We start from the raw sequence: 13,627 nt of genomic DNA on the forward strand, positions 1-13,627 counted from the left end.
TGAGGACATTTCATGGATTGGCTACCCCACATCACCGTCGCCACCATCGTCGAAGACAACGGTCGCTTCCTGATGGTCGAGGAATCCAAACACGGACGAACGGTGCTCAATCAGCCCGCCGGCCATCTGGACCCGGACGAAACACTGATCGAAGCCGCCATACGCGAAACCCTCGAAGAAACCGGCTGGGACGTCGAGCCGACCGGCGTCGTGGGTATTTATCTCTACACCGCCCCCAGCAACGGCGTGACCTATCAGCGGGTCTGCTTTACCGCAAAAGCGATCAAACACCACCCGGATTATCAATTGGATGACGGTATTGTCGGCACAAAGTGGCTGACGCGTGACGAACTGCTGCAACAGCGCGCAAACTGGCGCAGTGAGCTGATCATCCGCTGTATCGATGATTATCTGGACGGTAAACACTTCAGCCTCGAGCTGATCCGCCCTTCTCTTTAGCCTTGCAGGCTTGAGCCTGCTAGAATCGCGTCCTTTTTCAAGACACTCATTAAATCCCTATGCGTGATCCAGCCCCTTCTGCCACACAAAAGAAGCGCGTCATTGTCGGTATGTCCGGCGGCGTGGACTCTTCCGTTTCCGCTCTCCTGCTGATCGAGCAAGGCTATGAGGTGGAAGGCCTGTTCATGAAGAACTGGGAAGAAGACGATGGAACGGAATACTGCACCGCCATGGATGACCTGGCGGACGCGCAGGCCGTGTGCGACAAGATTGGCATCAAGCTGCACACCGCCAACTTCGCCGCCGAGTACTGGGACAACGTGTTCGAGCACTTCCTGGCCGAATACAAGGCCGGCCGCACGCCGAACCCGGACATCCTGTGCAACCGCGAAATCAAGTTCAAGGCGTTCCTCGACTACGCCATGATGCTCGGCGCCGACCTGATAGCCACCGGCCACTACGTGCGTCGCCGCGACATCGATGGTCGCACCGAATTGCTCAAGGGCCTGGATCCGAACAAGGACCAGAGCTACTTCCTGCACGCCGTCGGCGGCGAACAGATCGCCAAGACCCTGTTCCCGGTCGGCGAGCTGGAAAAACCCGAAGTCCGCGCGATTGCCGAGAAACACGACCTGGCCACCGCGAAGAAAAAGGACTCCACCGGAATCTGCTTTATCGGCGAACGCCGCTTCAGCGATTTCCTCAAACAATACCTGCCGGCCCAGCCCGGCGAGATCAAGACCACCGAAGGTGAAGTCATCGGTCGCCACCATGGTCTGATGTACCACACCATCGGCCAGCGCCAGGGCCTGGGCATCGGCGGCTTGAAAGACGCCGGCGAAGAACCGTGGTACGTGCTGATCAAGGACCTGGAACACAACGAGCTGATCGTTGGCCAGGGCAATGCCCACCCGCAGCTGTTCTCCCGCGCCCTGCTCGCCTCGGACATCTATTGGGTCAACCCGATCGATTTGACCGAGCCGCGCAGGCTGACCGCCAAGGTGCGTTATCGCCAGAGCGACCAGCCTTGCACCCTGGAAAAGACCGCCACCGGCTACCGCGCCACCTTTGATGACCCGCAACGCGCGGTCACTCCGGGCCAATCCGTGGTGTTCTACGACGGTGAAATCTGCCTCGGCGGCGGCGTGATCGAAGTGGCCGAACCCTGGACCAGCAAGGGCCAGCGTTCATGAGCCCGACTCAGGAACAACTGACGGCCCTGGGCGGCGTGTTTCTCGCCGCCGTGCTGGTCGACAAAATCGCCAAGACCGGCCAGACCAACGAAGCGGGCCTGACCTGCATGCTCGGCAGCCTGTTGATTCGCGACCCCAAGGACACTCTGGAAGTGTATGGCGGCGACGACATCAATTTGCGCGAAGGCTATCGCGCATTGATCGGCGCCCTGGAACGCGACCCCAGCACCCTTCAGCGCGAACCGCTGCGCTACGCCCTGGCGATGCTGGGACTGGAGCGCCAATTGGCCAAGCGCAATGACATGCTGGACGTGATCGGCAAACGCCTGCCGCAGATTCAGTCCCAGGTCGAACACTTTGGCCCGGCCCACGAAAACGTGATCGCCGCTTGCGGTGCGCTGTACCAGGACACCCTGAGCACCTTGCGCCAACGGATTCAGGTGCATGGCGACATGCGCAACCTGCAGCAACCGAGCAATGCCTCGAAAATCCGCGCACTGTTGCTGGCCGGGATTCGTTCGGCACGCCTGTGGCGGCAGTTGGGCGGTCATCGCTGGCAGCTGGTGATCAGCCGACGCAAGTTGCTTAAAGAGCTTTACCCGCTGATGCGCAGCAGCTGAACCGCGCCTGCAATACCGTTTTGTAATCAGTAACGCGTAATACGCCGGTCAGTTGGCAACGGACCGGCGGATATTTTTCATGTATGATACGCGCCCCATTTCGTTGCCCGACTGTCCGAGAACACCCCATGCAGCTCTCTTCGCTCACTGCGGTTTCCCCTGTTGACGGCCGCTACGCCGGCAAAACCCAGGCCCTGCGCCCAATTTTCAGCGAATACGGTCTGATCCGTGCTCGCGTTCTGGTTGAAGTGCGCTGGCTCCAGCGCCTGGCCGCTCACCCTGCCATCAGCGAAGTGCCGGCGTTCTCCGCCGAAGCCAACGCGGTGTTGAACACCCTGGCGGAAAACTTCTCTCTGGAGCACGCCGAGCGTGTCAAAGAGATCGAGCGCACCACCAACCACGACGTCAAAGCCATTGAATACCTGCTCAAAGAGCAGGCGGCCAAGCTGCCGGAACTGGCCAAGGTCAGCGAGTTCATCCACTTTGCCTGCACCAGCGAGGACATCAACAACCTGTCCCACGCCCTGATGCTGCGTGAAGGCCGTGATGACGTGATGCTGCCGCTGATGCGCCAGACCGCCAACGCCATCCGCGAACTGGCCCTCCGTTTCGCTGAAGTGCCGATGCTGTCGCGCACCCACGGCCAACCGGCATCGCCGACCACCCTGGGCAAAGAGCTGGCGAACGTGGTTTACCGCCTGGAGCGTCAAATCGCTCAAGTCGCCGCCGTTCCGCTGCTGGGCAAGATCAACGGCGCCGTCGGCAACTACAACGCTCACCTGTCGGCCTACCCTGAGATCGACTGGGAAGCCAACGCCCGCGCCTTCATCGAAGACGAGCTGGGCCTGGGCTTCAACCCGTACACCACGCAGATCGAACCGCACGACTACATCGCCGAGCTGTTCGACGCGATCGCGCGCTTCAACACCATCCTGATCGACTTCGACCGCGACATCTGGGGCTACATCTCCCTGGGTTATTTCAAACAGCGCACCATCGCTGGCGAAATCGGTTCGTCGACCATGCCGCACAAGGTCAACCCGATCGACTTCGAAAACTCCGAAGGCAACCTGGGCATCGCCAACGCACTGTTCCAGCACCTGGCGAGCAAACTGCCAATCTCCCGCTGGCAGCGCGACCTGACCGACTCCACCGTACTGCGCAACCTCGGTGTCGGCTTCGCCCACAGCGTGATCGCGTACGAAGCCAGCCTCAAAGGCATCAGCAAACTGGAGCTCAACGAGCAAAAGATTGCCGCTGACCTGGACGCTTGCTGGGAAGTTTTGGCCGAGCCGATCCAGACTGTGATGCGTCGCTACAACATCGAAAACCCGTACGAGAAGCTCAAAGAGCTGACGCGCGGCAAGGGCATCAGCCCTGAAGCACTGCAAACTTTCATCGACGGCCTGGACATGCCAGCCGCCGCCAAGGCTGAGCTGAAACTGCTCACCCCGGCCAACTACATCGGCAACGCTGTGGCACAAGCCAAACGCATCTGATCGACCGCTCTACCCGTTTGAGACGCCCGGCGCCGCCGGGCGTTTTTATTCCCGTCTGAAAAGTGCATTTTTTCAATAGGTTACACATGAATCCTGATATTCCTCTTCAACTTCTGGGCGGCATCACGGCACGGGAATTCCTGCGCGACTACTGGCAGAAAAAACCGCTGCTGATCCGTCAGGCGATTCCTGATTTCGAAAGCCCGATCGACGCCGACGAACTGGCCGGCCTGGCGCTGGAAGAAGAAGTCGAATCGCGCCTGGTGATCGAGCACGGCGAGCGCCCTTGGGAATTGCGCCGCGGCCCGTTCGCCGAAGACGAATTCAGCAAACTGCCGGAACGCGAATGGACTCTGCTGGTGCAAGCCGTCGACCAATTCGTGCCGGAAGTTGCCGAACTGCTGGAAAACTTCCGCTTCCTGCCGAGCTGGCGCGTCGACGACGTGATGATCAGCTTTGCCGCCCCGGGTGGTAGCGTCGGTCCGCACTTCGATAACTACGACGTGTTCCTGCTGCAAGGCCACGGCAAGCGCAACTGGAAAATCGGCCAGATGTGCGATTCCGAGAGCCCGCTACTGCAACACGCCGACCTGCGCATCCTTGCCGATTTCGAAGCCACCGATGAGTGGGTGCTGGAACCGGGCGACATGCTCTACCTGCCGCCGCGCCTGGCTCATTCCGGTGTGGCTGTCGATGATTGCATGACCTACTCGGTCGGCTTCCGCGCCCCGAGCGCCGCTGAAGTGCTGACCCACTTCACCGACTTCCTCAGCCAGTTCCTGACGGACGAAGAGCGCTACACCGACGCCGACGCCCTGCCGGCGGTCGATCCTCATCAGATCCAGCACGATGCCCTCGATCGCCTCAAAAGCCTGCTGGCCGAGCACATGAGCGACGAGCGCCTGCTGCTGACCTGGTTCGGCCAGTTCATGACCGAGCCGCGCTACCCGGAACTGGTGGTCGGCCCGGAAGAAGTCGAAGAGCAAGACTTCCTCAGCGCGCTCGAAGAAGGTGCCGTGCTGATCCGCAACCCGAGTGCGCGTCTGGCCTGGTCGGAAGTCGATGACGACCTGCTGCTGTTCGCCAGCGGCCAGAGCCGCTACCTGCCGGGCAAGCTGCGCGAGCTGCTGAAAATGATCTGCGCCGCCGACGCCCTGCATGTCGATAACCTCGGCCCATGGCTGAGCGACGAAGACGGCCGTGGCCTGCTGTGCGAACTGGTCAAGCAGGGCAGCCTGGGGTTTGCCGATGAATAAGATTCACGTACGTGTCGCAGACTGGCAAAAGGACAACGCTGAGATCCGGCGCATTCGTGAAGCGGTATTCGTCACCGAGCAATCCGTTCCACCTGAACTGGAATGGGATGCCGATGACGCCACGGCGGTGCATTTCCTGGCCTTCGAAGGCGACTTTCCGATCGGCACCGCCCGCCTGCTGCCCGATGGCCACATCGGCCGGGTGTCGGTGCTCAAAGACTGGCGCGGCATGAAGGTTGGCGATGCGCTGATGCAAGCGGTGATCGGTGAAGCCGAGAAGCGCGGGCTGAAGCAGCAGATGCTGAGCGCGCAAGTGCAGGCCACGGCGTTCTATGAGCGCCTGGGTTTCAGCATGGTCAGTGAGGAATTCCTGGAAGCCGGGATTCCGCATGTGGACATGGTGCGTCACTCGACTTGATTCCCTGTGGTGAGGGGGCTTGCCCCCTCACCACAAATACATATCAAGAACACCACAAAACGCCCCGCCATTCTCGGATGCCGGGGCGTTTTGCTGTCTGTGATTCAACTCGCACCACGCCGGGCCGACAAACTGGCAATATCAAACCTTTGATTTGCGGAGAAACGGACATGTCCCTACGCACCCTACTCACCACGCTGCTGCTGACCTGCAGTTTTTCGGTCATGGCCGCCACCGAGATCGTGCCCCTGAATTACCGCACCAGCGCCGACCTGCTGCCAGTAGCGCAGAATTTCATCGGCAAGGACGGCAAGGTCAGCGCCTACGGCAACCAACTGATCGTCAACGCCGAGCCCGACAAGATCGATGAACTCAAGACCTTCCTAGCGCAACTCGATACCGCACCCAAGCGCCTTCTGATCACCGTCGACACCAATGAAAACAACTTTCAGGGCGATCAGGGCTACTCGGTGAATGGCGCCGCACCGAATCAGACCCGCATCATCAATCGCAGCACCGACAGCCGTGAAGGCGGTATCCAGCAGATTCAGGCCAGCGAAGGCGCACCGGCACTGATCCAGGTCGGCCAAAGCGTACCGCTCACCAGCACCCAGACCGACAGCTACGGCGATCTGCGCAGCCAGACCGAATACCGCAATGTCACCCAGGGTTTCTACGTCACCGCCAGCGTCACCGGCGACATCGTTCACCTGGCTATCAGTACCAACCGTGACCGGATGAGCCAAGAACGTCCCGATGTAGTGAACGTGCAAAGTACCGACACAACTGTCAGCGGTCGACTGGGCGAGTGGATCACCCTGGCCGGCGCGAATCGTCAGACTCAGGCCGACAAACAGGGCCTGACCCGCAGCTACTCGACTCAGGGCCGGGATGACATGACTTTGCGGGTGAAAGTCGACACCTTGGACTAAAGCACCAAAAACTGACTGATTAGTCGTATTAGACTAAAGATGTAGTGCTTGAAAAAAAGCACTACAAAACGTTTGACGAGCCAAAAAAGCAAAGGCATGATGGCCTCGCTCCCGCTAATCAGAGGCCCTGGCAAGGGCTTTCGAGTCGCTGTTCGCACCCTACCCCGCGAGCCGATTCGTGTCTGTACCGCCCACAAGGTGTGTTTGACGAGGTTGCCGACTGGAACGAAGTTGTCCCGAGGGACGGAAGCGTAATTAGGTAACCCGGCTCCACACTGAAGTTCGCACCCAGGCCCACGACGCCCGAATGCGTTCGCCAGTTCGCCCTTACCTGCTCACCTCCCCCTCGAGCCCATCGTTCATCCCGTCGCCATCCCCGCCGAACCCGACTTGACCGCCTAAGCTTCTGGTCAGCGAGCAGCCATGTACGCCCCAACTGAATGAGCGTATTTGGCACGCAGGAATTGTTCACCCAGAACCATTTTCGATTAAAGACGCGACGAGGTTTATCTCCATGGCACTGACACGCGAACAGCAAATTGCAGCCCTCGAAAAAGACTGGGCTGAAAACCCACGCTGGAAAGGCGTGAAGCGCAATTACTCCGCTGCTGACGTCGTCCGTCTGCGTGGCTCGGTTCAACCTGAGCACACCTTTGCAAAAATGGGCGCCGAGAAGCTCTGGAATCTGGTGACCCAGGGCGCCAAGCCATCCTTCCGTCCCGAGAAAGATTTCGTTAACTGCATGGGCGCCCTGACCGGCGGCCAGGCGGTACAACAAGTCAAGGCCGGCATCCAGGCGATCTACCTGTCGGGCTGGCAAGTGGCTGCGGATAACAACTCCGCCGAATCGATGTACCCGGACCAGTCGCTGTACCCGGTGGATTCGGTTCCAACCGTGGTCAAGCGCATCAACAACTCGTTCCGTCGCGCTGACCAGATCCAGTGGAAAGCCGGCAAGAACCCGGGCGACGAAGGCTACATCGACTACTTCGCCCCGATCGTGGCTGACGCTGAAGCCGGTTTCGGCGGCGTGCTGAACGCTTACGAGCTGATGAAAAGCATGATCGAAGCAGGCGCCGCCGGCGTTCACTTCGAAGACCAACTGGCCTCCGTGAAAAAATGCGGCCACATGGGCGGCAAGGTACTGGTTCCGACCCAGGAAGCCGTACAGAAGCTGACCGCTGCTCGTCTGGCAGCCGACGTCGCCGGCGTACCGACCATTATCCTGGCCCGTACCGACGCCAACGCTGCTGACCTGCTGACGTCCGACTGCGACCCGTACGACCAGCCATTCGTGACCGGCACCCGTACCCAGGAAGGCTTCTACAAGGTTCGCGCCGGTCTCGACCAGGCCATCGCTCGCGGCCTGGCCTATGCGCCGTACGCTGACCTGATCTGGTGCGAAACCGCCAAGCCGGATCTGGACGAAGCCCGTCGCTTCGCTGAAGCGATCAAAAAGGAATACCCGGACCAACTGCTGTCGTACAACTGCTCGCCTTCCTTCAACTGGAAGAAAAACCTGGACGACGCGACCATCGCCAAGTTCCAGCGCGAACTGTCCGCCATGGGTTACAAGCACCAGTTCATCACCCTGGCCGGCATTCACAACATGTGGCACAGCATGTTCAACCTGGCGCACGACTACGCCCGCAACGACATGACTGCCTATGTGAAGCTGCAAGAGCAAGAGTTCGCTGACGCCGCCAAGGGCTACACCTTCGTGGCTCACCAGCAGGAAGTGGGCACCGGCTACTTCGACGACATGACCACCGTGATCCAGGGTGGCACGTCTTCGGTCACCGCACTGACCGGCTCGACCGAAGAAGAACAGTTCCACTGATCTGCTTCGCTTAAACAAACGGCCCTTGCGGACCGAATAAAAAGCTAACCGCAAAGCCGCTCATCTGACGCCCCGACTGGTTCGGGGTGTTTTTTTGCCTGGGATTCCCCTCCTCTCACTCCTACAGGATCGAGCGCAGGGAAAAACCTTGATCCAGAGCAGTTTCACGATCAGGAAAACAAGGTAAAACCACCCCGCGCGCTACTTGCAGTAACGCGCATATAAGACAACTTGCCGTACCGCTGCTCGCTAAACAGTTTGAAAACCACACCAAATAACATTGATTATCATTTAGCGACAACTATGTTCGTTACATTCCCTACAAAACATATTTGACAAAACCCCCGCCAATGCCCGAACCGTATGGGCTACAGGGCTTTGGAGATACGCCATGTCCTTATTCCAATAAATAATTTCGCTATAGGAATTTTACTTGCAGGGTGTTTAGCCATAAAATCAGCGGGATTGATTGCTGCGACATATCGTCACTGCCTTATTTCTTTATCAAGCTCAGAGACCTTTGCTCTCTGTTAAGGATTACCAGCATGCCCGAAGCGACCGGACTCATGGCCCACAACTGGGGCTTTGCCATTTTCCTTCTGGGTGTCGGCGGCCTTTGCGCCTTCATGCTCGGCGTCTCCAGCCTCCTCGGGTCAAAAGCCTGGGGCCGCAGCAAAAACGAACCGTTCGAGTCCGGCATGCTACCTACAGGTGGCGCCCGCTTGCGGCTCTCAGCCAAATTCTATCTGGTCGCGATGCTCTTCGTGATCTTCGATATCGAAGCCCTCTTTCTCTTTGCCTGGTCTGTGTCCGTCCGCGAAAGCGGCTGGACCGGATTCGTCGAAGCTCTCGTTTTCATAGCAATTCTGTTGGCAGGTCTTGTCTACCTATTTCGAGTGGGCGCCCTTGACTGGGCTCCGGCAGCTCGTCTTAAGCGGCAAGCGAAGCTGAAACAATGAGGCTTTGGCAATGCAATACAATCTCACCAGGATCGACCCCGATGCTCCTAACGAGCAGTATCCGATTGGCCAACGGGAAACCGTTTCCGATCCGTTAGAAGATCAAGTTCACAAAAACATTTTCATGGGCAAGCTCGAAGACGTGCTCAACGGCACGATCAACTGGGGGCGCAAGAACTCCCTGTGGCCGTATAACTTCGGTCTTTCGTGCTGCTACGTGGAAATGACCACCGCCTTCACGGCGCCCCACGACATCGCGCGCTTTGGCGCCGAGGTAATCCGGGCATCGCCGCGTCAGGCGGATTTCATGGTTATCGCCGGTACCTGCTTCATCAAGATGGCGCCGATCATTCAGCGTCTCTACGAGCAGATGCTCGAACCTAAATGGGTCATTTCCATGGGTTCGTGCGCCAACTCCGGTGGCATGTACGACATCTACTCCGTCGTTCAAGGGGTGGACAAGTTCCTGCCCGTGGACGTCTACGTGCCTGGCTGCCCACCCCGCCCTGAAGCTTTTCTGCAAGGCTTGATGCTGTTGCAGGAGTCGATTGGCCAGGAGCGTCGCCCACTTTCCTGGGTCGTTGGCGATCAAGGCGTTTACCGCGCCGAGATGCCTTCGCAAAAGGAACAGCGCCGCGAACAGCGTATTCAGGTAACCAACCTGCGCAGCCCCGACGAAGTCTGATCCAGATCTGCTTCTTTTATAGAACGAGAAACTGGCTTCATTCTTTACGTTGACCGAAAGCGATAAATAACCATGACTGCAGGCAGTGCTCTGTACATCCCGCCTTATAAGGCAGACGACCAGGATGTGGTCGTCGAACTGAACAACCGTTTTGGCCCAGAGGCGTTCACCGCCCAGCCTACCCGCACCGGCATGCCGGTGCTTTGGGTTGCCCGTGCCAAACTCGTCGAAGTCCTGACTTTCCTGCGCAACCTGCCCAAGCCGTACGTCATGCTCTATGACCTGCACGGCGTGGACGAGCGTCTGCGTACCAAGCGTCAAGGGCTGCCAAACGGCGTCGACTTCACTGTGTTCTATCACTTGATGTCGATCGAACGTAATAGTGACGTAATGATCAAGGTCGCGTTGTCCGAGAGCGACCTCAGCTTGCCGACCGTCACCAGCATCTGGCCGAACGCCAACTGGTACGAGCGTGAAGTGTGGGACATGTACGGCATTCACTTTGCCGGCCACCCGCACCTGAGCCGCATCATGATGCCGCCGACCTGGGAAGGTCACCCGCTGCGCAAGGACTTCCCGGCCCGTGCCACCGAGTTCGATCCGTTCAGCCTGACCCTGGCCAAGCAACAGCTCGAGGAAGAAGCCGCGCGCTTCAAGCCTGAAGACTGGGGCATGAAGCGTTCCGGCCCGAACGAGGACTACATGTTCCTCAACCTGGGTCCGAACCACCCTTCGGCCCACGGTGCGTTCCGTATCATCCTGCAGCTGGACGGTGAAGAGATCGTCGACTGCGTGCCAGACGTCGGCTACCACCACCGTGGTGCCGAGAAGATGGCCGAGCGTCAGTCCTGGCACAGCTTCATTCCGTACACCGATCGTATCGACTACCTCGGCGGCGTGATGAACAACCTGCCGTACGTGCTCTCGGTCGAGAAGCTGGCCGGCATCAAGGTGCCCGAGAAGGTCGATGTCATCCGCATCATGATGGCCGAGTTCTTCCGGATCACCAGCCACCTGCTGTTCCTGGGGACTTACATCCAGGACGTCGGCGCGATGACTCCGGTGTTCTTCACCTTCACCGACCGCCAGAAGGCGTACACGGTGATCGAAGCCATTACCGGTTTCCGCCTGCACCCGGCCTGGTACCGCATCGGTGGCGTCGCCCACGACCTGCCACGCGGCTGGGAAAAACTGGTCAAGGATTTCGTCGAGTGGATGCCAAAGCGTCTGGACGAATACCAGAAAGCCGCACTGGACAACAGCATCCTGCGTGGCCGGACCATCGGCGTTGCCGCCTACAACACCAAGGAAGCCCTGGAATGGGGCGTCACCGGTGCCGGCCTGCGTTCGACCGGTTGCAATTTCGACGTGCGTAAAGCTCGCCCCTACTCCGGCTACGAAAACTTCGAATTCGAAGTCCCGCTGGCGGCCAATGGCGATGCCTACGACCGTTGCATCGTTCGCGTCGAAGAAATGCGCCAGAGCATCAAGATCATCGAGCAGTGCCTGCGCAACATGCCGGAAGGCCCGTACAAGGCGGATCACCCGCTGACCACACCGCCGCCTAAAGAGCGCACGCTGCAGCACATCGAGACCCTGATCACGCACTTCCTGCAAGTTTCGTGGGGCCCGGTCATGCCGGCCAACGAATCCTTCCAGATGATCGAAGCGACCAAGGGCATCAACAGTTATTACCTGACGAGCGATGGCGGCACCATGAGCTACCGCACCCGGATTCGTACCCCAAGCTTCCCGCACTTGCAGCAGATCCCTTCGGTGATCAAAGGCAGCATGGTCGCGGACTTGATCGCGTACCTGGGTAGTATCGATTTCGTTATGGCCGACGTGGACCGTTAAGCATGAACAGCACGCTTATCCTGACAGACCGTTTCGCCCTCAGCGAAACCGAGCGCTCGGCCATCGAGCACGAGCTGCATCACTACGAAGACCCGCGCGCGGCGTCGATCGAAGCCCTGAAGATCGTCCAGAAGGAACGTGGCTGGGTGCCTGACGGCGCGCTCTACGCCATCGGCGAAATCCTCGGCATCCCGGCCAGCGACGTTGAAGGGGTGGCTACTTTCTATAGCCAGATCTTCCGTCAGCCAGTCGGCCGTCACATCATCCGCGTCTGCGACAGCATGGTCTGCTACATCGGCGGCCATGAATCGGTGGTCAGCGAAATCCAGAGCAAGCTGGGCATTGGCCTGGGCCAGACCACCGCCGACGGTCGCTTCACCCTGCTGCCGGTCTGCTGCCTCGGCAACTGTGACAAGGCGCCGGCGTTGATGATCGACGACGACACATTCGGTGATGTGCAGCCTGCCGGCGTTGCCAAATTGCTCGAGGGCTACGTATGACCCTGACTTCCTTCGGTCCTGCCAACCGCATCAAGCGTTCGGCCGAGACTCACCCGCTCACCTGGCGCCTGCGTGACGACGGCGAAGCCGTATGGCTCGACGAGTACCAGGCCAAGAACGGTTACGCCGCTGCACGCAAGGCCTTCGCCGACATGGCCCAGGACGACATCGTCCAGACCGTGAAAGACTCCGGCCTCAAGGGTCGCGGCGGTGCAGGCTTCCCCACGGGCGTGAAGTGGGGCCTGATGCCCAAGGACGAATCCATCAACATCCGCTACCTGCTGTGCAACGCGGATGAAATGGAGCCGAACACCTGGAAAGACCGCATGCTGATGGAGCAACTGCCCCATCTGCTGATCGAAGGCATGCTGATCAGTGCTCGCGCGCTGAAAACCTACCGTGGCTACATCTTCCTGCGTGGCGAGTACACCACCGCCGCCAAGCACCTGAACCGTGCCGTGGAAGAAGCCAAGGCAGCAGGCCTGCTGGGCAAGAACATCCTGGGCAGCGGCTTCGATTTCGAGCTGTTCGTCCACACCGGCGCCGGGCGTTACATCTGCGGTGAAGAAACCGCACTGATCAACTCCCTCGAAGGCCGCCGCGCCAACCCGCGCTCCAAGCCGCCCTTCCCTGCCGCCGTGGGCGTGTGGGGCAAGCCGACTTGCGTGAACAACGTTGAAACCCTGTGCAACGTGCCGGCAATCATTGCCGACGGCGTGGACTGGTACAAATCGTTGGCCCGCGAAGGCAGCGAAGACATGGGCACCAAGCTCATGGGCTTCTCCGGCAAGGTCAAGAATCCGGGCCTGTGGGAATTGCCGTTCGGCGTTACCGGTCGCGAGCTGTTCGAAGACTACGCCGGTGGCATGCGCGACGGTTACAAGCTCAAGTGCTGGCAGCCAGGCGGCGCCGGTACCGGTTTCCTGTTGCCGGAACACCTGGACGCACAAATGTACGCCGGCGGCATCGCCAAAGTGGGCACCCGTATGGGTACCGGCCTGGCCATGGCGGTGGACGACAGCGTCAACATGGTGTCCCTGCTGCGCAACATGGAAGAGTTCTTCGCCCGTGAATCCTGCGGCTTCTGCACCCCATGCCGTGACGGTCTGCCGTGGAGCGTCAAGCTGCTGCGCGCGATCGAAAACGGTGAAGGGCAAGCCGGCGATATCGAGACCCTGCTGGGTCTGGTCGGTTTCCTCGGCCCAGGCAAGACCTTCTGTGCTCACGCACCGGGTGCCGTGGAGCCGTTGGGCAGTGCCATCAAATACTTCCGTCCAGAGTTCGAAGCCGGCATCGCGCCTACCCGCGCCGTCGTCCCGCCTCTGGCAAAGCCGATCGTAGTCGGCGCTTAACGCTTTAAAAAAGGCGAACGGTCCGTGCCGTTCGCCTTTCGTCCGATGACGCCTTTC

General features: G+C 59.6%; 13 protein-coding genes. All 13 read left to right on the plus strand.

Annotated elements, in window-relative coordinates; all coding sequences use genetic code 11:
* The first annotated feature begins 12 nt into the window (after positions 1-12).
* The 13 genes from PSH69_RS18535 to nuoF all read left to right on the plus strand — a co-directional run bounded on the left by PSH69_RS18535 (position 13) and on the right by nuoF (position 13,570).
* Entirely contained in the window at positions 13-459 is a 447-nt protein-coding gene (locus PSH69_RS18535; protein ID WP_305409380.1) for an NUDIX hydrolase, read from the plus strand.
* A gap of 59 nt (positions 460-518) precedes the next feature.
* Positions 519-1,652, plus strand: coding sequence for a tRNA 2-thiouridine(34) synthase MnmA (gene mnmA, locus PSH69_RS18540; protein ID WP_305409381.1), 1,134 nt, complete (start codon positions 519-521; stop codon positions 1,650-1,652).
* Positions 1,649-2,272 carry a high frequency lysogenization protein HflD gene (hflD, locus tag PSH69_RS18545; protein ID WP_007940860.1) on the plus strand — a complete coding sequence of 208 codons (624 nt, stop codon included), beginning with the start codon at positions 1,649-1,651 and terminating at the stop codon, positions 2,270-2,272. Before mnmA ends, hflD begins: the two co-directional genes overlap by 4 nt.
* 128 nt (positions 2,273-2,400) lie before the next feature.
* Entirely contained in the window at positions 2,401-3,771 is a 1,371-nt protein-coding gene (purB, locus tag PSH69_RS18550; RefSeq protein WP_018925518.1) for an adenylosuccinate lyase, read from the plus strand.
* 86 nt (positions 3,772-3,857) lie between these two features.
* Positions 3,858-5,027: a cupin domain-containing protein gene (locus tag PSH69_RS18555; RefSeq protein WP_019580081.1), complete on the plus strand. Its 1,170-nt coding sequence runs from the start codon at positions 3,858-3,860 to the stop codon at positions 5,025-5,027.
* The gene (locus tag PSH69_RS18560; protein ID WP_305409382.1) at positions 5,020-5,445 is read left to right on the plus strand and encodes a GNAT family N-acetyltransferase; all 426 of its coding nucleotides are present in this window, start codon (positions 5,020-5,022) and stop codon (positions 5,443-5,445) included. Before PSH69_RS18555 ends, PSH69_RS18560 begins: the two co-directional genes overlap by 8 nt.
* 170 nt (positions 5,446-5,615) lie before the next feature.
* Positions 5,616-6,377, plus strand: coding sequence for a secretin N-terminal domain-containing protein (locus PSH69_RS18565; RefSeq protein WP_305409383.1), 762 nt, complete (start codon positions 5,616-5,618; stop codon positions 6,375-6,377).
* A 514-nt stretch (positions 6,378-6,891) separates the two neighbouring features.
* The gene (gene aceA, locus PSH69_RS18570; protein WP_018925513.1) at positions 6,892-8,217 is read left to right on the plus strand and encodes an isocitrate lyase; all 1,326 of its coding nucleotides are present in this window, start codon (positions 6,892-6,894) and stop codon (positions 8,215-8,217) included.
* Positions 8,218-8,762: 545 nt separating this feature from the next.
* The gene (locus tag PSH69_RS18575; protein WP_007940868.1) at positions 8,763-9,176 is read left to right on the plus strand and encodes an NADH-quinone oxidoreductase subunit A; all 414 of its coding nucleotides are present in this window, start codon (positions 8,763-8,765) and stop codon (positions 9,174-9,176) included.
* A 10-nt stretch (positions 9,177-9,186) separates the two neighbouring features.
* Positions 9,187-9,861 carry an NADH-quinone oxidoreductase subunit B family protein gene (locus PSH69_RS18580; RefSeq protein ID WP_007940869.1) on the plus strand — a complete coding sequence of 225 codons (675 nt, stop codon included), beginning with the start codon at positions 9,187-9,189 and terminating at the stop codon, positions 9,859-9,861.
* A gap of 72 nt (positions 9,862-9,933) precedes the next feature.
* Positions 9,934-11,718 carry an NADH-quinone oxidoreductase subunit C/D gene (gene nuoC / locus PSH69_RS18585; protein WP_305409384.1) on the plus strand — a complete coding sequence of 595 codons (1,785 nt, stop codon included), beginning with the start codon at positions 9,934-9,936 and terminating at the stop codon, positions 11,716-11,718.
* 2 nt (positions 11,719-11,720) lie between these two features.
* On the plus strand, positions 11,721-12,218 hold the full coding sequence (gene nuoE, locus PSH69_RS18590; RefSeq protein WP_007905058.1) for an NADH-quinone oxidoreductase subunit NuoE: 498 nt from the start codon (positions 11,721-11,723) through the stop codon (positions 12,216-12,218).
* Positions 12,215-13,570, plus strand: coding sequence for an NADH-quinone oxidoreductase subunit NuoF (nuoF, locus tag PSH69_RS18595; protein ID WP_018925511.1), 1,356 nt, complete (start codon positions 12,215-12,217; stop codon positions 13,568-13,570). Before nuoE ends, nuoF begins: the two co-directional genes overlap by 4 nt.
* Positions 13,571-13,627 lie beyond the last annotated feature (57 nt).

Origin of the sequence: Pseudomonas sp. FP1740 (assembly GCF_030687165.1) — a bacterium.
Lineage (GTDB): Bacteria > Pseudomonadota > Gammaproteobacteria > Pseudomonadales > Pseudomonadaceae > Aquipseudomonas.